At 69.7% G+C, this 21,476-nt stretch carries 10 protein-coding genes; 6 read left to right on the forward strand and 4 right to left on the reverse strand.

Translation table 11 applies throughout. The annotated features are described in order from the left end of the window. Nucleotides 1–99: 99 nt before the first annotated feature. The 3 genes from H9622_RS03195 to H9622_RS03205 all read left to right on the forward strand — a co-directional run bounded on the left by H9622_RS03195 (nucleotide 100) and on the right by H9622_RS03205 (nucleotide 7,845). A complete protein-coding gene (locus H9622_RS03195) occupies nucleotides 100–3,537 on the forward strand; it encodes an immunoglobulin-like domain-containing protein (RefSeq protein WP_191764165.1) in 3,438 nt (1,145 codons plus the stop codon). A gap of 312 nt (nucleotides 3,538–3,849) precedes the next feature. Next, nucleotides 3,850–6,723 carry an immunoglobulin-like domain-containing protein gene (locus H9622_RS03200; RefSeq protein ID WP_191764167.1) on the forward strand — a complete coding sequence of 958 codons (2,874 nt, stop codon included), beginning with the start codon at nucleotides 3,850–3,852 and terminating at the stop codon, nucleotides 6,721–6,723. Between the two features lie 135 nt (nucleotides 6,724–6,858). Next, nucleotides 6,859–7,845, forward strand: coding sequence for an oxygenase MpaB family protein (locus H9622_RS03205; RefSeq protein ID WP_191765579.1), 987 nt, complete (start codon nucleotides 6,859–6,861; stop codon nucleotides 7,843–7,845). A gap of 54 nt (nucleotides 7,846–7,899) precedes the next feature. On the opposite strand, the gene H9622_RS03210 is transcribed toward H9622_RS03205, so the two are convergent. The 3 genes from H9622_RS03210 to H9622_RS03220 all read right to left on the reverse strand — a co-directional run bounded on the left by H9622_RS03210 (nucleotide 7,900) and on the right by H9622_RS03220 (nucleotide 17,141). Then, a complete protein-coding gene (locus H9622_RS03210) occupies nucleotides 7,900–9,891 on the reverse strand; it encodes an Ig-like domain-containing protein (RefSeq protein ID WP_191764169.1) in 1,992 nt (663 codons plus the stop codon). 25 nt (nucleotides 9,892–9,916) lie between these two features. Then, a complete protein-coding gene (locus tag H9622_RS03215; protein ID WP_191764172.1) occupies nucleotides 9,917–12,226 on the reverse strand; it encodes a glycoside hydrolase family 127 protein in 2,310 nt (769 codons plus the stop codon). A gap of 196 nt (nucleotides 12,227–12,422) precedes the next feature. Then, complete coding sequence (locus H9622_RS03220) at nucleotides 12,423–17,141, reverse strand: galactose-binding domain-containing protein (RefSeq protein ID WP_225221536.1); 4,719 nt, start codon at nucleotides 17,139–17,141, stop codon at nucleotides 12,423–12,425. A 169-nt stretch (nucleotides 17,142–17,310) separates the two neighbouring features. On the opposite strand from H9622_RS03220, the gene H9622_RS03225 reads away from it, so the two are divergent. Together H9622_RS03225 and H9622_RS03230 are read left to right on the forward strand one after the other, a co-directional pair. After that, entirely contained in the window at nucleotides 17,311–18,159 is an 849-nt protein-coding gene (locus H9622_RS03225) for an NAD-dependent epimerase/dehydratase family protein (protein ID WP_191764174.1), read from the forward strand. A gap of 78 nt (nucleotides 18,160–18,237) precedes the next feature. Next, nucleotides 18,238–18,801 (forward strand): DnaJ family domain-containing protein, encoded by a 564-nt coding sequence (locus tag H9622_RS03230; RefSeq protein ID WP_191764176.1) that lies wholly within the window; start codon nucleotides 18,238–18,240, stop codon nucleotides 18,799–18,801. A 118-nt stretch (nucleotides 18,802–18,919) separates the two neighbouring features. On the opposite strand, the gene H9622_RS03235 is transcribed toward H9622_RS03230, so the two are convergent. Next, entirely contained in the window at nucleotides 18,920–19,945 is a 1,026-nt protein-coding gene (locus H9622_RS03235) for a LacI family DNA-binding transcriptional regulator (RefSeq protein ID WP_318247013.1), read from the reverse strand. Nucleotides 19,946–20,120: 175 nt separating this feature from the next. Between H9622_RS03235 and H9622_RS03240 the strand changes: the two genes are divergently transcribed. Further along, nucleotides 20,121–21,419: an ABC transporter substrate-binding protein gene (locus H9622_RS03240; protein ID WP_191764180.1), complete on the forward strand. Its 1,299-nt coding sequence runs from the start codon at nucleotides 20,121–20,123 to the stop codon at nucleotides 21,417–21,419. Nucleotides 21,420–21,476: the final 57 nt, after the last annotated feature.

Here is a 21,476-nt window from a genome sequence, read left to right on the forward strand (position 1 = left end):
TCGCATATCGACTCTAGGAATGTGAGCGGTAACGCGATACTGTGACCGACGATGCCCGCGAACCCGCGCGGGCCGCAGGCCGCGATGAAGAGGTTTGAGATGGCGACGAAGTCCTGGCGACGCGTCGGTGTGGCGGGGGCCGCGATCGCGGCACTCGCCCTCGGCGTGCTCGCTCCCCCGGCAGCACACGCGGATCCGGTTCCGGAAGACCCGAACCTGATCCTCCACTACGACTTCAGCTCTCCCGGGGCGGTGACCGACGTCACCGGCAACGGCAACAACGGCACGCTGCTGGGCACCGGCGGGACGGTCGCGGACGGCGTGCTGACCCTTCCGGGCGGCGCCTCGAACAGCGGCGCCGGCTATGTGCGCTTCCCGGCGAACCTGTTCGATGGCAAGGACACGCTGACGATCTCGACATGGCTGCGCAACGAGACCGCGGCGGGCAACTACGCAGCGATGTTCTTCGGCTCCGCCGCCAACCCGCCGTCGCAGTACTGGCTGCTCAATCCCCGCAACCCGCAGAGCCGCTTCAAGACGGTCGTCACCAACGGCAGCGCGCCTACGGCGCCGTGGGGCACCGAATACGGCATCTCGCCGACCAACGCCGCGCAGGGCGTCGCGGGCCCGACGACGGGCACGGCGTGGGGCATGTACACCACGGTCATCACGCCGACCTCCATCTCTGGCTATTTCAACGGCACACACGTGGGCACCGTGGCGACCAGCCGCACGGTGACGCAGTTCGGCACCGGACTGGTCGGATACATCGGCCGCTCCTCCTACCCGGACGTCTTCTACAAGGGCGGTGTCGACGACGTGATCGTTTCGGCGTCGGCCTATACCCCCGCTCAGATCGCAGAGCTCTACCACCTGAGCGAGCGGACCACGCCCGCCCAGACGCAGGCCGCGCTCGCGGCCGACGCCGACGCGGTGTCACTGCCGGATGAGACCATCGCGAACCTCGCGCTGCCTGCGACCGGAGCGAACCAGTCGCGCATCACCTGGTCGTCGTCGACTCCCGAGGTCATCGCCGCCGACGGCACGGTGACCCGACCCGCCGCCGGCCAGCCGGACGCCGCAGTGACGCTCACGGCCACCTTCGCGCTGGGCGGCGAGACGCTCACCCGCTCGTACGAGGTGACCGTGGCCGCGATCGACCCGCAGCGCGACCTCGAGCGCAGCGCTGACGGTTTCGACCTCGGCATCGAGGTCGTCACGGCCGACATCGTGCTGCGCGACGCCGTCGACGACATCGATGTGTCGTGGGAGTCGTCCGCGCCGAGCGTCGTCTCCGCGACCGGTGGCGTCACGCGCCCGGCCGCCGAGACCGACGTCGACCTCACGGCGACGTTCTCGCGGGAGGGACTGACCACCGAGCGCACCTACACCGTGACGGTCAGGGCCCAGGACGCCGGTCGCGCCGTCGCGTACGTGCGCACCGGCGGCACCGCCAAGACCGAGGTGCTCCACCTCGCGATCGGCGCCGACGGCGACCCGCTGGTCGCGCTGAACAACAACAAGGGCGTGCTCTACCCGACCTTCGGCACGGGCACCTCTCAGTTCGCGAACCCGACGCTCTTCCGCAAGCCCGACGGCACCTTCGGTCTCGTCGCCGCGGACAACGCCGCCAACGGCCGCATCTTCGTCTACACGTCGAAGGATCTCGTGACCTTCACGGGCCAGAAGCTCGCCACCACCAACACGCAGGGCATCACGGTGGCGCGTGCCGACGTCGCGTACGACAACGGCATCCGCGCCTACCGGGTCGTGCTGCGCACACCTGCCGGCGCCGCCTACGAAGTGACCACGCCCGACTTCACGACGTTCAGCGCACCGCAGTCGATCACGACTCCGGCCGCGCCGACGCTGACCGGTCTGCCGACGGGTGCGATCGAGGCATCCGCTCTCCCCCTCACCGACGCGGAGCTCGCGCTCCTGCAGAAGTCGCTCGGACGCATCGTGAACACCACCGTCGACGCCGGCGACGACGTCGAGGTCGAGGTGGGCGGCGAGCTCGAACTGCCCGAGAAGGTGCAGCTCGGATACTCCGACGGCTCGTCCAAGCAGCTCGGCGTCAACTGGGACACCAGCAGCGTGGACCTCGAGACGCCCGGCGAGTACACCGTGACCGGCACCGTGAACCAGCCGGTCTACGGCGACAGCAAGGGCATCCTCGTGCCCGAGCGAGCCGACCCGTGGGTGTTCCGCGACGACGAGCGCACGGGTGAGGCGGAGTACTACCTCACCGGCTCGTACCCGACGACGCAGGCCAACCCCGGCGTCGGCTACGACCGCATCGTGCTGCGCCGCGCGAGCACGATCAACGGGCTCACCACCGCGCAGGAGCAGGTGCTGCTGTGGTCGCGCAACGCGGCTGCACCCAACACCTCCAACGGCTCGAAGATCGCCACCGGCGCCTACCGCTACTTCTGGGCGCCCGAACTGCACAAGATCAACGGGGACTGGTACATCCTGTTCACGTCGAGCCGCAGCACGGATGTGTGGAACATCCGCCCCGCGATCATGCGCGCGCCCGGTGACAGCGACCCGATGGTCGCGTCGAACTGGGAGGAGCTCGGCTACGTCAAGGCGGCACCCGGCGACACGTCGGCGTTCACGAGCTTCTCGCTCGACATGACGTACTTCGAGGCGAACGGCAAGCACTACATGGTGTGGGCCGAGAAGCCGGGCAGCTCCGACCTGCGCATGGCGGAGATCGACCCGGCCAACCCGAGCCAGCTGATCACGCCCTCGATCCTGCTCTCCACACCGAACTACGCGTGGGAGCGGACCGCGAGCCAGGTCATCAACGAGGGCGCGGCGGTCATCAAGAGCGACGACGAGGTCTTCGTGTTCTTCTCCGCCTCCGAGGTGAACGAGACGTACTCGATCGGCATGCTGCGCGCGCCGATCGACGGCGACCTCATGAAGCCGTCCACGTGGGCCAAGACCGGCTATCCGCTGCTCACGTCGGATGACTTCGGCGGTCAGCAGAACGGGCCGGGTCACAACTCGTTCACGCTCGACGCCGACGGCAACCCGGTGATCGTCTACCACGCACGCCCGCCGATCTCGGAGTGGATCCCGGGCGCCGACGGCGGCCTGAACGACCCGAGCCGCCACGCGCGTGTGAAGACGGTGCACTTCGCCGCCGACGGCTCGGCGGTGCTCAACCAGACTCGCGAGGAGGAGGTGGCGCCGGCCAACCGCACGGTGTCGCTGAAGGTCACCGTGGTCGGTCCGGAGCTCGACGTCTCGGGGGTCGTCACGGCCCGCTGCGTCGCGGGCAAGGTGGTGCAGGTGGTCACCGTGACCAACGGCGAGGCTTTCCCGGTCACGCTGACGGCGACCAGCCCGTACGGCACGAAGGCATTCGGATCGGTTGCGGCCGGGAAGAGCGCGTCGGCGTCGTTCACCACGCGCACGCTCACCGTGACCGGCGGCTCGGTGGCGCTCAAGGCGGTGGCGACGGTCGGCGGCCAGCCCGTCACGGTCGACCAGCAGATCGCGTACCCGGCGACCAGCTGCGGCTGATCCCGCACACCCGACGGGCCGGTCCGTTCGCGGGCCGGCCCCTTGCGTGTCGCGACGAGGTGTTACCGATAACGTTCCCCCTTGACAGGCACGCGAGCGCGACCGTAGCGTGAATCCCACCGGAAATGTTTCCGGTAACAGCACCCGACGCCGTCGACACCGACGGTCTGATCTGCGCGATGACGCACATACGCCTCGAACCGACGGTGACGTCGGCCCCGAGGCATCCCTCGCCTGTGCGCCGTCGCCGAGAAGCGAGGAATCAGCGTGAGAACGCGCCAGAGAAACCGAAACCTCGCGAGAGGCGGCGCCGTGGCCACGGCCGTCGCCCTCGCTCTTACCGGCGCCGTCGCGCCCGCGGCGCACGCCGCGATCGACGCCCAGCCGCTTATCCACTACACGTTCGACGCCGTCTCGGGCACGTCGATCCCCGACGTCAGCGGCAACGGCCACAACGCGACGGTCCGCCAGTCCGGCGCCGAGGTGAGCGACGGCGTCCTGAGCCTCCCCGGCGGCGCTCGTGCCACCAGCGCCTATGTGGAGATCCCGTCGGCGCCGCTCGTCGGCAAGAGCGACCTCACCATCTCGACCTGGATGTCGAACCGCACCGGCCCCGCGAACGTCGCCTCGGCGTTCATCGGCGCGCCGGTCGCCTCGGGCGCGTCGTACTCGTCCGGCTACTGGCTGCTCAACCCGACGAACCCCAGCGGATATGTGAAGTCGGTCGTCACCAACTCGACGAACGCCGGTGCACCCTGGGGCACGGAGGTCGGGCCCGGCGCTACGAACACCTCGACTACCGGCATCCGCACACCCGCCGGCATGTCGCTGTACACCACCGTGATCGACGGCACGAACGGCCAGCTGCGTGTGTACGTCAACGGCGCGCCGATCGGTCAGACCGCCATCGCGCGCAACGTCGCCTCGTTCGGCTCGTCGCTGGTGGCGTACCTGGGTCGCTCGACCTACAACGACCCCCACTGGAACGGCCAGGTCGACGACTTCGCCGTCTACGGCGAGGCGCTCGACCAGGCCGAGGTGCAGGCGCTCTTCGCCGGCGAAGCGCTTGACCGCGCGATCAGCGGCATCGAGGTGCCCGAGACGGCGATCAGCGACTTCACGCTCCCCACCAGCAGCTATGGCGTGCAGGTGTCCTGGGCGTCCGACAACGCTGCGATCTCCGTCACCGGCGGCTCCGCCGACGTGACGCGTCCGGCCGCGGGCGAGGGCGACGCGACGGTGACGCTCACCGCGACGTTCACCGTGGGCTCGGACTCGCGGACGCAGACGTACGCGGTCACCGTGCCTCAGGATCTCGCCGACGACGTCAAGGCGCAGAACGACCTCGACGCCATCGAGATCGCGAACGCCGACAACATCCGCACCAACTTCTCGGTGCCGCAGACCGGCGCCGAGGGTTCGTCGATCGCCTGGGCGGTGACGTCGGGCGCCGCCAACGCCGACCTCCGCGACGGCGTCGTCGACACATCGCTCACCGTCGAGGTCGAGCGTCCCGCAGCGGGCGCGGAGGCTGCGGAGGTCGTGCTCACCGCGACGGCGACCAACGGGTCGGCGCAGCGCTCGCGCGAGTTCCGCGTGCAGGTGCAGCCGATGCCCGCCGGCGACGCCGAGAGCGAGGCGTACGTGTGGGCCTTCTTCACGGGCGAGGGAGCCGGCGCCGAGCGCGTCAGCCTCGCCGCGTCGAAGGGCAACGACGCGCTGGCGTGGAACACGCTGAACGACGGCGAACCGCTGTTCACCTCGGAGCTCGGCACGAAGGGTCTGCGCGATCCGTTCATCATCCGCGCGCCCGAGGGCGACCGGTTCTACATGCTGGCGACCGACCTCAAGATCGACGGTCTCGCAGGGGGCTTCAACACCGCCCAGATCTCGGGCTCGCGCTACATCGAGGTGTGGGAGTCGGACGACCTCGTGAACTGGTCCGAGCAGCGGCACGTCAAGGTCTCGTCCGACTACGCCGGCAACACGTGGGCGCCCGAGGCGTACTGGGATGAGGAGCGCGACACCTTCGTGGTGTTCTGGGCCTCCAACCTCTACCCGACGCCGAACGCCGCGGACCGCACGGCCGTGACCTACAACCGCATGATGTACGCCACGACCGACGACTTCCGCACGTTCTCCGAGCCGCAGATCTGGAGCGACGTCCAGCGCGGCACCGGTCGCGGCCTTATCGACTCGACGGTCGCCGAAGTCGACGGCACGTATTACCGGTTCACGAAGGACGAGGCGTCGATGACTCTCCGCGCCGAGAAGTCGACGAACCTCCTGGCGAAGATCACGGGCACGCTGCCGGGCACCACGGGACCGGCCGACCAGTGGACCCTCATCAAGGAGCGCGTCGCCTCGGGCCTCCCCAACGGCGAGCCCGGCGGCACCTACACGAGCGGCGAGGGTCCCAGCGTCTTCCCGGCGAACGAGGGCGACGTGAACAACCTCGACTGGTTCCTCTTCATCGACCAGCCGAACTACCACGGCGGACCGAACTACTACATCCCGTTCGGGTCGAACGACCTCGCGAACGGGGACTCGTGGGTGCCGCTCGGCGCGAAGCTGCGGGCGAATCTGCCGCAGAACTCCGACGGCGGCAAGCCGCGCCACGGCACGGTGATCCCGGTGACGCGCGCCGAGTACCAGAAGGTGCTCGAGGCGTACGCGCCGCACATCGCGGTCTCGTCGGTCGGTGCCATCGAGACGACGACCGGGGCGGGTGTCGCACCGGTCCTGCCGCAGGCGCACCTGACGAAGGCGGACGGCTCGGAGCAGACCGTCGCCGTCATCTGGGAGACCGTCGCCCCGTCGAAGTACGCTGCACCGGGCACCTTCACGGTGTCGGGCGTCGCGCAGGACGACTCGCGCATGCCGGTCGAGGCGACCGTGACGGTGGAGCCCGCGATCGAGGTCACCGTCACCGCGCAGACGCGCTGCGTCGCGGGCAAGGTCGTCCTCACGGCCGTGCTCGCGAACGGCGGCGACTCGCTCGCCGACGTGTCGGTCTCGACGCCGTACGGTGCGAAGTCCGCCACGATCGCGGCGGGCAAGACGGTGTCGTACGCGTTCACGACGCGTCTCGCATCGATCGACGCCGGCCAGGTGAGCGTGGCGGTCGTCGACGGCGACACGTCGGGCACCGTGACCGCGCAATACGCCGTCCGCACCTGCGGATGAGAGTGAGCGGATGCCGCGGCACTGAGCCGCGGTGACGGATCGGGCCCCCGGCGCAGCGCGCGGGGGGCCTCATCGTGTCGTCGACAGGCCGGCCGCGGCATCCCTCCCCCATGGCACGCTGGTGGTGTGACCAGGATCGCTCCCGGCGGCACCGCCGCCCTGCCCCGCCGGCCCCTGAAGCGGCTGCGGGCGCGGCTGCTCACCGCCCTGTCGGGCGACCCGAACGGCACGCCGGCGTGGGTGCGGGAGCTCGCCGAGGGCGACGACACGGGCTGGTTCGCGGACGGCGGCCCCGCATGGACCGTGCATGCCGGCATGGGGACCATGGTCGCCGGCATCCGCGCGCTGCTGATGCAGGCGCTCCACCCGGGCGCGCTGGCGGGCGTGCACGACTGGTCGCGCTACCGCGAAGACCCCATCGGACGCCTCACGGGCACGGTGCGCTGGGTCATCTGCCTCACGTACGGCTCGAAGGCCCAGGCCGAGCGCGAGACGGCACGGGTCGGCCGGTTCCACCAGCGGGTGTCGGGCACCTACGTCACAGGGCAGGGCGACGAGGTGTCGTACTCCGCCTCCGACGCCGAGCTCGTCGAGTGGGTGCACCTCGCCTTCACCGACGCATTCCTCACGTGCCACGAGACCTGGGGTCGCCCGATCCCCGGCGGCCCGGACGCCTACGTCGCGGAGTGGGCGACGGCGGGACGGCTGATGCACGTCGCGGATCCGCCGCGCACCGAGGCCGAGCTGCGGCGCCGGATCGACGCCCTGCTCGAGGGCGGCGTCCTGCGGCGCGACGAGCGGGTCGACGACGTCGTGCGCTTCCTCCGCCGGCCGCCGTTCCGCGACTCGCGGGCGATGTCACTGGCCTACCGCGTGCTCTTCGCCAGCGCCGTGGCCACCATTCCGCACCGCTACCGCGCGCTGCTCGGCCTGCGGCGCACGTGGCTGCCCGTCATCACGGCGACGCGCCTCATCCTCGCCGTCACCGAGAACGCACTGGGTTCCGGGCCGCGGGCGCAGGATTTCGCGCGCCGTCGGCTGCGCCGGCTCGGGAGAGCGGATGCCGCGGGCCCGCCCGCCCCGTCGTCCGAGGACGCCCGGCCCTTCGCCGCGGGAGACTGACCCCCATACGGAACGGCCCGCGATCCGAAGACCGCGGGCCGTTCCGGGAAGCGATCAGCCGCAGCTGAACGCCGCGTAGGCGGTGCTCCCCTCGTACGTGGTGTCGTCGGCGGCCGAACCGGTCACCTCGACATCGCCCCCGCCGATGCCGACCGTGCGGGTCGAGAACGCGATCGACGCGGTACCGCCGGCCTTCACCGCGGGGAAGGTCTTCGACCCGTAGGCCGACTCCACCGTGATGGCGGCCGCGACGTCGTCGACGTTCTTCACCGAGACGACGAGGGCCACCTTGCCCGCGACGCAGCGCTGCGAGATCGACGGCTGCAGATCGAGGCCGCCGCCGACGAGCGTGGGCAGCTCGACTGTGACGTGCTGCTCGACGTTGCCCGCCGCATCCTGCGCCTGCACGTGCACGTAGCGCGGCTCCTCGGTGAGCTGCACCGAGAAGGGCTCCTCGTACGTGGCGTACATGTTGTTGGTCTCGCCGGTCGGCGAGGCATCGGGGCCGTCCGACCAGACGGTGCGGGTGACGCCCGACCCCGGCTCGGCGTCGGACGGCGTGAGCGTGACCGTGGCCGACGTGCCGTCGACGACGACCCAGTCGATGCCGGTGGTCGGGGCGATCGTGTCGACCTTGATGGTCTCGGATGCCTCACCCACCGCGTCATCCTCGCTCGTCGCCCGGGCGCTCACAGTGACCTCACCCTCGGCATCCACCGTGAACGGCTCGTCGTACGGCGTCCAGGTCTCGCCGTCGACGCTGTACTCGACGCTCGCGATCGGGCTGGCCGTCTCTTCGGCGGTCACGGTGACGGTCGGCGCGGTGGTGTACCAGCCCGACCCCTGCGGAGCGGAGTCGAACTCGATCGCGACGATCGGCTCGGCCTGGCTGAGCGGCTCGACGACGAACACGGTCGCGATCGCCCCGGGAGCGTAGCCGGCGACGGCGCCCTCGATGTCGAAGATCGCGTCGACCTCGGCGTACAGCTCGGGCTCGACGGCATCCCACTCGACGTCCACAGCGCTGCTCGCGGTGCCGTCGCCGTACGTCGCGCGCACCGTGTCGGGCAGCACGGGCTCAACGCCCGGCGTCGTGATGGTGGCGGTGTAGTCCACGCCCTCGATCTCGTCGGACAACTCGTCGGCGACGTACACCGCCGCCGAGACGGTCTGGCCGTCGTAGCCCGCAGGATCGCCCACGACCTCGAATTCACCGGCGGTTGCGTAGGCGGATGCCGCGACCGGCGCCCATTCCACGTCGACGTACGTCAGCGGGCCGTTCTCGCCGATGACCCAGACCTGCTGGGGCAGCTCGGGCGCTGTGCCGGTGACCGTGCGCACGGCGACCGCCTGCGCGTCGATGAACGCGTTCGGGTCCTCCGGCTCGGGTTCGACGATCGGGGCGTCCACACCCCAGACCTCCCACTCGATGACGCTCGTGGCCTTGCGCTGGCTCTGGAAGACGACGCGGTCGAGCACGAGCCGGACCGCGGTCGTGGTGACCGCATCCCAGTTCGCCTGCACCACCGGCTGCGAGGCGATGGGCGCCGCGGAGTCGAGCACGGGCAGGGGGTAGCTCAGATCCGCGCCGGTGACCGGGGTCCACTCGCCCGCGCTGTTGCGGTACTCGACCTTCCACGCCGCCGGGATCATGACGCCGGAGTCACCGCCCGGCGTGAGGTGGTTCTGCCACAGGTAGAGCTTCGATGAGCTCACCGTGACGGGGTTCTCCCACGTGTAGGTGGCGATGTCCTGCGTCGGATTGCCCGGCGCGCCCCACGTTCCCCACATCGCGGACAGCGTGTTCGTCGGCCCGACGACGCCGTTGTTGAGCGCCGCGGCCGAGTTCCAGCCAGGCACGTAGCTCACCTCGACCGTCGGCGCGTTGTCGCCCGACGCGAGCGCCACGTTGGACGGCTCGTCGGCGGCGGTCGCGGGGAACGCGATCGCCGTACCGCCGGCGATGAGCGCCACGGCGGCCGCCACCGCGACCGCGATCCTCCTGACACCGGGGCGACCGGTGCGGCCGGAGCGGAGCGTGTGCATGGATGTCCCTTCGATCGTCGTCATGTCAGTTGCCCCCGTCGATCGGCGCACGTCCTGCGGCGAGGAGGATCTTCTGGCGGTTGCGTGCGGTGAGGAGCCCGGCGGCGACGTACGCCGCCGACACCTCCCCGACGGCGTCCAGGAAGGCGCTCCGATCGGCGAACGGCGCCTGTGCCCACACTTCGTCGAGCAGCGTTCTGCCCGCGCGACGCGGGTTCGCGACCCCCGAGTTCTGGCCGGCGAAGGTCACGGTCGGCTCGGTTCGCTGGAAGTACATGTGGTACGCGACATCCCGTCCGTTGTAGGCCGGCTCGTAGCTGACGCCGCCGATCGTGAACACGTTCGCCGCCGTCTTGGAGATGCCGCGGCTCACGTTTCCGCCGAGGTCGAGCCGGTCGGCGAGCGACACCTTCAGGTAGCTCGTGGACGAGCTCGTCGCCGTCAGGACCACGGGGCCGTACAGGAGCGTCTGGATGTCGGCGCGGTCGACCGCCCCCTCCACGCGCACCGAGAGCGGGATGCGCACGGTGATCGTGTCACCGGCCGCCCATGTGCGGTCGATCGTGGCGTACGTGCCGGGCTCGATCGCCACGCCTGCGGGCGTGCCGTTGACCTCGATCTCCACACCGCGCGACCACACCGGGATGCGCAGGTGCACCTTCAGCGGACCCGACGGCGCCGACGTGATCGTGAGCGTCGACGTGTCGCCCTCGGGGTACGACGACACCTGCTCCAGCTCGAGCCCGGTCTCGTCCCACGTGAGCGTCGAAGCGATGTAGAGGTTCACATAGAGCTCGGACGCGTCGGCGGAGCGGAAGTAGATCCCTTCCTGGTACTTGACGTGGCTCTCGAGCCCGGTGCCGCCGCAGCAGGTTCCGATGTTGCCGTTGCCGTACTCCTTGCGCGCCCCCGGGTGCACCGGGAACATGTACAGGTTCTCGGGACCGTTGGTGGACTCCTGGTTGCGCCGGCCGCCGAGGATGTGGTTCAGCACCGTCCGCTCGTAGTAGTCCATGTACTTCGGGTCCTGCTCGTTGAAGAACAGGTGGCTCGCGACCTTGAGCATGTTGTAGGCCGCACACGACTCGGCGTTGCGCGGGCCGATGTCGCCCGCGACCGTGTTCGCCGGGCCCCACAGCTCGCCCTCGCCTGTGCCGCCGTGCGCGTAGGCGCGGCCGGGGACCACCATGTCGAAGAAGCCCTTCGTGGCATCGAGGAAGTGGTCGTCGCCGGTCTCGGCGGCGAGCTTCACGTACCCCGGGAACTGCGGGATGTGCTGGTTCGCGTGCTTGCCGTTGAGCGTGTCGGTTCCGGCGGCGCACGCGTCGACGAGGGTGTGCAGCGTGAAGAGCTTCGCCGCGTCGAGGAACTCGCTCTTCTGCGGGTCGGCGGAGCGCCAGTACAGCTCGACGAGTACCTCGTTCATGCCGCCATACTCACCGGCGATGTACGAGCCCCACATGCGCGCGAGCTGGGCGGGCGTGCACGTGGACAGACGGCTGTACACCCAGTGCCCGATGCCCTCGGCGAGCTGCAGCGCCTTCGCGTTGCCGGCGAGCGCGTGGGCGTCGAGGAGACCCGCGAGGATCTTGTGCAGCGTGTAGTACGGGGCCCAGATCTCGCCGTAGGGGGCGAACTCCTCGAGGGCCGAGAACTGCCACTCGCCGTACGCGGACAGGAAGCCGGGGTGCGAGTAGCGCGGCGCGCCCTCGAACTCCTGCGCGGCGAGCGCCGCGCGGCAGTCCTCGAGGCCGTCGACGATCGCGTTCACCTTGTTGAGCAGCGCGAGCTCACCGGTCGCGGCGTAGGCCATCGAGACGCCGCTGAGGAAGTGGCCGCCGTAGTGCCCACGCAGGCAGCCGCCCGCGCCCGCGGTGTTCTGGCCGCGGGTGTACTCGCGGGGTCCCCACCGCTGCGCGTCGGGGTTGGGTCCGTACTCCTCCCAGCCGCCGGGCGGGGTCGCGCCGTTCGTCGGAAGACCGGCGTTGCGACGGAAGACCGCGAGGATCTTGTCGACCGAGTACGCGCGGTAGAGCACGAGGTGCTGGTCGAGGGCGCGGGTGAACACGCTCTGGCCGAGCTTCACCGACGACAGCGGGAACGGACGGACGCTCCAGGCGTCCGGGTACACGTGGGTCTGCCCGGCGCGCACCACCTGTGCCGAGCGCGCCGGTCCGGCGATGCGGAAGGCGGCCCCGCTCTTGTGCGCCGGCGTGGCCGCGCGCGCCTGCGTCGGGTCGAGGAGCGCGACGGCGGCGGCCATGCCGGCGAGCGCCACACCTCCTCCGACGACGACGTTGCGACGCGAGATTCCGGTTTCGGATGCGGGTGTCATGATCGTGACCTCCTCGTACACGGATCGAAGTGATGCGAAAAGCCTTTCGGTCGCATCACGTTTGACGATAGCGCTAACAGTTAGCGAGAACAATGCTGGTGTGGGACGGGCCCGCCGGCCCGCGCCGTGGTGCGCAGGTCGCTCTGCGCATGCCCGGAGGCGACGTCGCGAGCGACGCCGCCTCCGGGGTGTTGCCTCAGCCGCAGGAGGCTGCCGGGTAGGCCGCGTCCACGGTGGCGGTGTCTCCACCGGCCGTCGTGGCCGTGACCTGCGCCTCGCCCGCCGCGATGCCGATGGCGCGGGTGGTGAATGCCTGGCTCACCGACTTGCCGGGCTGCACCGTGACGCCCTTCTTCGTGCCGTACGCCGAGGTCAGCTGAAGCGTGAGCGGCTCGTCGTCGGCGTTCGTGGCGGTGACCACGAGGCTGATCTTGCCGGCGATGCATCGCGTCGTCGCCGTCGCGGTGATGGCCGGACCGGTCGGGATCCCGTCACCCACGGTGAGGGTGAGCGTGGTCGACGTGGTGCCCGCGGTGCTCACATACGACGGAAGCACGAGGTCACCTCGGATCGTGTACACGCCCGGTCGTTCGACCACCGACTCGTCGAAGTCCCACTCGACCCCGATCGCGCGGTTGTCGCGAGAGCCGTCGTTGTACGACACCTCGACCCGCTCCGGGAGCACCGGCAGCTCGCCGACCTCGACGGTCTGCTCGAACTGCTCCGCACCCTGGATCGAGATGCCGCCCTGCGAGTTCTCCGGCCGCACGTAGATCTGCGCCTGGGCGATCAGCCCATTGGCACTGTTCGTGCCGTACACCACGAACGGCTCCACGTTGGTCTCGGCCACCTGCTCGGCCGTGATCGGCTGCCATGTGAACGGCACCGACCCGCGGTGACCGCTCGCGTAGACGACATCCAGTTGCTCGGGCAGCTCGGGGATCTCGCCCACCACGGTGCGGATGATGACGGGCGCGTCGACCGACGAGGCGGTCTCGCCGTTCACCCGCCACCGCAGCACGCCCGTGCCTGCGCCGGAACCCTGCACGCCCGTGATCCGGATGCGCAGCTGGCTCGCCTCGATCGGCTCGAAGTCGAGTCGGTTGTAGGCGTTGCGCGTGAGCGCGCCGGCGTAGGTCGACGACCCGGTCAGGGTGACCGGCGTCCACGTGGTGCCGTCGTCGGAGTGCTCGAACACGTACGTGTCAGGCCGCGGCATCCGGGTTCCGCCGTTGTCGTCGTACCAGTAGATCTCCGTCGACTGCAGACGGACCTCGGACGGCCACTGATAGCGGATCCACGCCGCGGTAGCCGGCGACGTGCCGTTCAGCGGCTGACCCCAGTTGCCCCACCCGTTGCCCGCACCCGGCGAGGAGCTCGCCGGAGTCGTGGCCTCGTTCACACGCAGGTGGTTCTCCCACGACGACGTGCCGCTGGTGGTGATGGTCGCCACAGCGCCGAACTCGGCCGACGTGGCCTTCTCGCGCAGCTCCACCTCCACGTCGCGCTGCGTCGTCAGCTGTCCGTCCGTGGCCGTGAGGCGGAAGACGTAGACGCCTGCCTCGGTGCCCGTGACGGTGGTGGTGAGGCTCGTCGGGCTGCTGAAGATGACCCCTGCTCCGGCCGGCGCCGAGACCGTCGACCATCCGACCGTGAGCGTGCCGTCCTCGGGGATGCCGTCGTCCGTCGCGGTGCCGGTGAGGGTCGTCGACAGGTTGCCGTCGCGTGAGCGGTCCGCCGCGGCCGAGACGACGGGGGCGTCGTTGACCACCGCGGGCACGTCGCGCCCAGAGTCGAACACCTGGATCTCGGAGATCGCGGTGTACTTCGTGGGCGTGTTGACGAACGCGACCCGCACCTTGCTGGCCGTCACCGGCTCGAACAGCGCCTCGTTGAACTTCGGCTGCACGATCTTGGGCGACTTGAAGGTCTCGGGGATGGTCTCCCATTCACCCGATCCGTTCTGCACCTGCACCGAGTACCGCTGCGGCTGGCTGTAGCCGCCCGCCTGCCGGTCGCTCACGAACCAGATCTTGACGTTGTCGAACTGCTTCGGGGCTCCGAAGTCGAGCTCCACGTAGCCGTTCGCGTCCGTCGTGCCGTAGTTGCCCCAGTAGGGCTCGTTGGTCGTGAGACCGTCCGACACCGCGTCGAGCGACACGGGCCGCTCGGTCTCGCTGATCGCACCCGGCGTGTAGTTCATCGAGCTCGTCGAGTATCCCGGCGTGTGGAAATTGCGCCACGGCGTCGGGCGCGCTCCGGACTGCGTGAACGACGACGACAGGGTCGCGTCGGCCGCGAGGTTGGAGGCGTCCTCCTCGAGGTCGATGCCGGCCGTCTTGAGGTACTCGACGACGCGCTCGTCCTCGATGGGAGTCCCGGCAGCAGTCGGCAGGTCGGCGCCCGCGTCGGAGACGACCTCGACGGTCAGCCCCTCGTCGGACTCCACGACCTCGTTGGACGCGGGGTCGTAGACGAACCGGCCGAGAGCATCGGCGGCAGCCTTGCGCTCACCGTCGATGAACAGGCTGTAGCCCTCGCCGAGACCGTAGTGCGAGCCGTCTTCGTCCCACACGATCGTCAGGTCGTGCCCGTGGTAGCGCAGGTTGTTGACCATGAAGTGGTCGTAGCCCAGATCGATCGGCCAGAGCTCCACCTTGTCGTCGGACCGCGGCTGGATGCCGCCCATGTCCTCGACATAGATGTAGTTCATGTTGCCGAGCATCACGTGGTTGGGGTTGTTGCGGTTGTACGTCTTCGCCGTCGCGTTCCAGTTGGAGTAGTACTCCGCCTGGTTCGCCACCCGCGCATCGCCGCCGGGGTAGATGCTCCATGCCATCCAGTCGAGCAGGCGGGCAGCGTACTCGGGGGTGATGTACTTGCCCTCCGGGTCGTAGTGGCGCAGCGCCTCTCGCACGGCCCGGTACTGCACCGTGAAGTTGATGTTGGAGAAGTTGTTCGACCCGCCGATCCCGAACTTGGCGCGGTCGTACTGGTTCGCCGTGTAGAAGGGGAAGATCGGGAAGTTGTCGCCGTAGCGGAGGAACCGCAGGCCGTCGACATAGGTCTCGGCGTCCTCGGTCGGGATCAGGCCCTCGGCGTAGATGTCGAACAGGTTCGACTCCTTCGCCGGGATCAGATCACGTTCAGCCTCGGACAGCGGGTTGGTTCCGCTGCCGGAGGAGGCAGCCGACTGCGCCCCGTGCGACGTGCCCGCGAGGAACGACCGCATCTCGGTGCTCCACAGCCGTCCGAGGATGGCGTCGCGGATGTCGTCCGCGGTGTCGCCCATCTCGGTGACCTTCTGCTCGTCGGCGCCGGCGATGTCGTAGAGCTGGCGCGCCGCGTCGAACGCACCCCACACGTAGGCGGACTCGGGGCGCTCGATAGTGCGGGCACCGGGCGCGGACGCGTTCACCCGCGGGTAGCCGAACGTGATCGCATCGGAGTCGTTGCCGGGCATGTAGTTCGTGTCGTAGGCGATGAGCAGATCGTCGTTGCCGTCGTAGTGCTCCAGCTGGCCCACGCCGTCGCCCTCGAAGTAGCGGGCGAAACGCTCGGCGACATCGGCGCCGCCGCCGTGCACGTTGTAGGCCTCGAGCCCTGCCGTGCCGATGTACTGCGAGTAGTGGTTGTTCCAGCTCGTGTGCCCGGGGCTGTCCAGGAACGCCGATGAGCCCGAGAGCTCGCCGACGTTGAGGATCTGGCCGTACGGGAGGTACGGGGTGCGGATCCACTTGGTGTCCTGGAGGTGCATCGGCTGCGTCAGCACGACGGAGTTCTGGTACAGATTCACCCCCTCGATGGTGGTGGGGTACTGGTACACGTACCCGGCCTCGTTGGTGTCGAGCACGTTGTAGCGCTCGCCCCACCAGCGGTAGACGATGGCCTTCTCGATCGCGTCGCTGGGGACGTCGATGTAGGGGATGTCCTCGGCCCAGCGGCGGTTGAACTCCGTCACGCCGGCCGCGAACGCCTCGGCGGGCGCGAGCTCCGCATACTGCTCAAGCTCTTCGCGTCCGGCGGGCATGCCGTCGCTGTAGAGGGCGCCGACGACCGAGACGTCGACCGATCCGCCCGCGGGGACGGTGATCTCGCGGTCGAGGTTGGCGCCGGAGCGCGTGAAGCCGTCCGCCTTCAGGCCGATCCGAACCGTGGACCAGGGCGTGTCGACGAGTCCGTTGTTCGCGCCGCTCGTGAGCGTGCGCGTGCCGACGAGCTCGTCGCCCGCCTCGCCCGCGCCGGTCGCCAGCGGCGAGGCCGCGCGAACGGTGAACGTGCGTGCCTCGGCGCCCGGGTTCGAGAACGTGATGACCGTGACCGCGGCGTTCTCGTGCGTGATGAACTTCCGCTGGTCGGCGACGACACCCGTGGTGCCGATCGTGAAGCGCGACTTCGCGTGGCTCGGCGCGTTGAACCGCTGGGCGCCGACCTCCGCGACCGTCTGCCCGGGAACGGCGACGGTGTAGAAGTTGCCGAGGTTGTTCGGGCCGCCGGCGAACGCCGATCCCGCGAAGCCCATGACGCCCCAGTTGCTTCCGCCGCGCATGTACAGCGAGCGGCCGCGCGTCTGCAGCACGGTGTTGTTCGCCGTTCCCGACACCCCGAGGACGCGGTCCAGGTAGAAGTCGGTGCCGCCGGCGGCGAGGTCCTTGTCGAAGATGCGGCCGTGCATGCTGCCGGCCGTCCAGTCGACGCCGGGAGCCAGCTTCTGCGCGACCTCGTCGACGTTCAGGTACGTCGGGTCGCCGATGTCCATCGAGTCGGTCTGACCGTTCGTGTACACCCCGACGTCCGACTCGTTGCCGGGGATGACGTCCGCCGAAGCAGCCGTCGGCGCCAGCGCCATCGTCGTGACCGTGAGGGCGCATATCGCCGCTCCGGCTACGGATCTTCTCCAGTTCACAGGCGACATCGCCCATCCTCTCCATTGGGGAACCAGGTGACTCGGCAGGTCGCACCAGGACGGGATGCCGCGTTTCCGCGAGTCGGGCCACAGTTAATCAGCCGTCGTGCAATTCCGCAATCCTTTTCGATGATTTCGAAACGAGCCCGACGACCGCGAGGACTGCAATGCTGGACACATGCGCATCGCTCTCACCGGCTCGACCGGCAAGCTCGGAACCGTCGTCGCCCGCGAACTCCGCGAAGCCGGATACGACGTCATCGGCATGGATCTCGTCGGTACGCGGGGTCCGTCGTTCGTCCAGGTCGACCTCACCGACTACGGCCAGGTGATCGACGCGTTCGGCGGAGTGGGCGACCGCCACGACGGCATCGACGCCGTCGTTCACCTCGGCGCCATTCCGGCTCCCGGCATCCGCTCCGACATCGCCACCTTCCACAACAACATGGCGGCGACGTTCAACGTGTTCTGGGCAGCCGTGCGCCTCGGCATCCGTCGCATCGTCTACGCCTCCAGCGAGACCGTGCAGGGGCTCCCCTTCGATGCACCGCCGCCCTACATCCCGGTCGACGAGGCGTACCCGCCGCGTCCCGAGTCGGTGTACTCGCTCGTCAAGACCCTCGAGGAGCAGCTCGCGGTGGAGCTCGTCCGGTGGCACCCCGACCTCTCGATCACGGCGCTGCGGTTCTCGAACGTGATGGTGCCCGAGGACTACGCCGAGTTCCCCTCGTTCGACTCCGACGCACTCCTGCGCAAGTGGAACCTGTGGGGCTACATCGACGCGCGAGACGGCGCGCAGGCGGTGCAGCGCGCGCTCGAGGTCGCTCCGGCCGGCTTCGACCAGTTCATCATCGCCGCGGCCGACACGGTCATGTCGCGGCCCAACGCCGAGCTCATCGCCGAGGTCTTCCCCGGCGTCGAGGTGACCGGCGACGTCGGCGAGCATGACACCCTCCTGTCGATCGCGAAGGCCAGGCGCCTGCTCGGCTACGACCCGCGGCACTCCTGGCGCGACCACGTCGGCTGACGCCGCGACGCCTCGGAGCCTTCCCGGTCCGTCCGCTCCGCTGCCGTCGTAGGCTCGAAAGGCGACTCGGAGGTGCCGATGACCGAAGATCCCCGGGTGGCCGCCGCCCGCTATCGCCAGGAGCGACAGTCGGAGGACGCGGACGCCGCCGCCCAGCCCGATGAGGGGCGCGCGTCCGCGGCGCGTGCCGTCGATCGGGCCGCCTACGTCGAGACCGCGCTGCAGCAGGCGATCCGCCGGGGCGACTTCGACGACCTCCCCGGCGCGGGCAAGCCGATCCCCGGCCTGGGCGAGAGCCACGATCCGGATTGGTGGATCCGCCGCAAGATCGAGTCCGAGCAGCTCAGCGGGCTCGGGCCGCCGGCGCTCATGCTGCGCGTGGAGGACGCGGAGCTCGAGGAGCGCCTCGACCTGTTGCGGAGCGAGTCCGAGGTGCGCGAAGCCGTCGAGGATTTCAATCGCCGCGTCGTCGAGGCGCGCCGGCAGCTGCTCGGCGGCCCGCCGGTGGTGACCTCGACGCGAGAGGTCGACGACGAAGTGGCGGCCTGGAACGCGCGACGCGCGACGAGGGTGGAGGAGACGGATGCCGCGTCCCCGCCGCCCGTGACCCGCCGGCGCCGCTGGCGCCTGCGGGGCCGCTGACGCGGCAGGCGCTCTTCCCCTCGACGACGCAACATCGGAGATCTCGCGCGGCACGCCGGTCGATGCCCGCCCCCGCCGGCGTGTCGGCCGAAGTCTCCGATTCTGTGCGCCCGGGCGCTCAGCGGCGCGGGATGGTCGAGCCGCGGATGACCAGGCGCACAGGCGAGTGGTGCTCGCCGCTGCCGATGTCGACGCCGTCGATCGCGTCGAACACGCGCTGCGCCGCCTGTCGTCCGAGCATCTGCAGGTTCGCGTCGATGCTCGTGAGCTCAGGCCGGGAGTTCGTCGACAGCACTTCCCAGTTGTCGTAGCCGATGACCGCGAGGTCGTCGGGCACCCGGCGGCCGAGGTCGCGCGCCGTGTCGAGCACGCCGCGCGCGATCTGGTCCGAGCCGCAGAAGATCGCGTCGACGTCGGGGTGACGCTCGAGCAGCATGGCCGCGGCATCCCTCCCCCAGTGCTCGGTCCACTCCGAGAACATCGGCTCGCCCACGAGCGACAGCCCGGCGGCCTCGAGACCTGCGCGGGCGCCGGCCAGTCGATCCTGCGCGGCGGCGTAGGCCGGGTCGCCCGTGATGTGGGCGATGCGGGAGCGACCGCACGCGAGGAGGTGCTCGACGGCGAGCCTGCCGCCGGAGTAGTTGTCGGGAGTGAGGGAGAGGTCGCGCGGATCGTCGGACGGCGCGTAGGCGTAGACCACCGGGACCGGCAGTTCCTGGCCGAGCGACGGCCGAGGGTCGGTCTGCCGGCCGACGACGATGATGCCGTCGACCCGGCGACTGAGCAGAGCCTTCAGATGGTGCTGCTCGCGGATCGCGTCGCCGCGGGCGTCGCAGAGGAAGACATTGATCTGCCCCGCACCGAAAGCGTCTTCGGCACCCATCAGGATCGGGATCATGAAGCGGCCCTCGAGGTCGCTCGTGAGAAGTCCGACGGTGCCGGTGCGTCCTGCGAGGAGGCCCTTCGCCATGGCGTTCGGGGTGAAGGCGAGCTCATCGGCCGCACGCAGCACGCGCTGCCGCGTGGCGACGGCGACATCGTCGCGGTTGTTCAGCGCTTTCGAGGCCGTGGCGACGGAGACTCCCGCACGCTTGGCCACGTCACTGAGGGTCGCGGCGCGCGACCCGGTGTCACTCGTTGTCACGTCGACCTCCTTCTGCGGAAAGGTTATCGGAGGGGGTACTTGACCCTCCGACAGAACACACGATAGCGTGCCGAAAGGGATTTCGTAGATTTCGATCTTCATTCCCCACCAACGCAGCGGTGCCGGCCCGGGGTCGGCGTCATCCGCTCGAAGAAGAGCTAAAGGAGACAGTTGCATGTTCACCACCCGACGCCGTGCCGCACTGCGTGCAGCCACGGCCTTCGTCGCTGCGGGAGCCCTCGTCGGAGGCCTCACCGCGTGCGCCGGCGGCAGCGACACCCCCACGCCCGCCGAGTCGATCCCCGCCGAGGGCGTGGATGACGGCTCGACGCTGACGCTGTGGACGCGTGCTCCGATGGAAGCACAGGCGAACCTGCTCGTCGACGCCTACAACGCGTCGCATGAGAACCAGGTCGAGCTGACCGTCGTCCCCAACGACGACTACGTCGCGAAGGTCGGCGCGGCCGCCGGCTCGGGCGGCCTGCCCGACCTGTTCGCCGCCGACATCGTGTACGTGCCCAACTGGGTGCAGCAGGGCCTGTTCGCCGACATCACCGAGCAGATCGACGGCCTCGACTACAAGGACACCATCAACCAGGGCCACCTGAGCGCCGGCACCTACGAAGGCGCCGAGCACGTGCTGCCGTTCGTGCTCGACCTGTCGATGCTGATGTGGAACAAGGAGCTGTTCGCCGAGGCCGGTCTCGACCCCGAGAAGGCCCCTGCGTCCCTCGCGGAGTTCGCCGACGCCGCCAAGGCGGTCCAGGACCTCGGCAAGGACGGCGTGTCGGGCACCTCGACCGGTCTGAACTGCGGCGGATGCCTCGTCTTCACGTGGTTCCCCTCGATCTGGGCATCGGGTGACGAGGTCATGAACGAGGACGGCACCGAGGCGCTGCTCGCCAGCGACACGGCCAAGGAGGTCTACTCCACCTGGCAGGACCTCGAGTCGTACGGCGCTGTCGCGCCCGGTTCGGCCGACGAGACCGGCGCCACCTGGGTGGCCGGCTTCCAGGAGGGCAAGGTCGGTGTCATGCCGTACCCGGCCACGCTCCTCCCCGCCCTCGACTTCGACGCGGGCGTCGCAGGCATCCCCGGTGTCGACGGCGGCGAGTCGACGTTCGTCGGCGGCGACGGCATCGGCATCTCGAAGGACTCGAAGCTGTCGCCCCAGGCGTGGAACTTCCTCTCGTGGATGATGTCGGAGGAGACCCAGGTCCAGGTGCTCGCGAAGGCCGGAAACGCGGTCTCCCGCTCCGACCTCGCCGACAACGAGTACGCGGCGCAAGACCCGCGTCTCGTGACGATCAACGAAGTCGCCGCGATGGGCGACACCCCGGTCGCGCTGAACTTCCAGCAGGCGTACAACGCGCCGGGCAGCCCGTGGATCACGCTGGTGCGCAACGCCGTCCTCGGCGACGGCGAGACGGTCGACGCCGACAACGACGAGATCACCGCGATCCTCAGCCAGTAACCCCACTCGCCGGGGGGGGGGGGGGGGACGCTGCCGTCGCCCGGTGCGGGGCTCTGC

It is taken from the genome of Microbacterium gallinarum (genome assembly GCF_014837165.1).
Taxonomy (GTDB): domain Bacteria; phylum Actinomycetota; class Actinomycetes; order Actinomycetales; family Microbacteriaceae; genus Microbacterium; species Microbacterium gallinarum.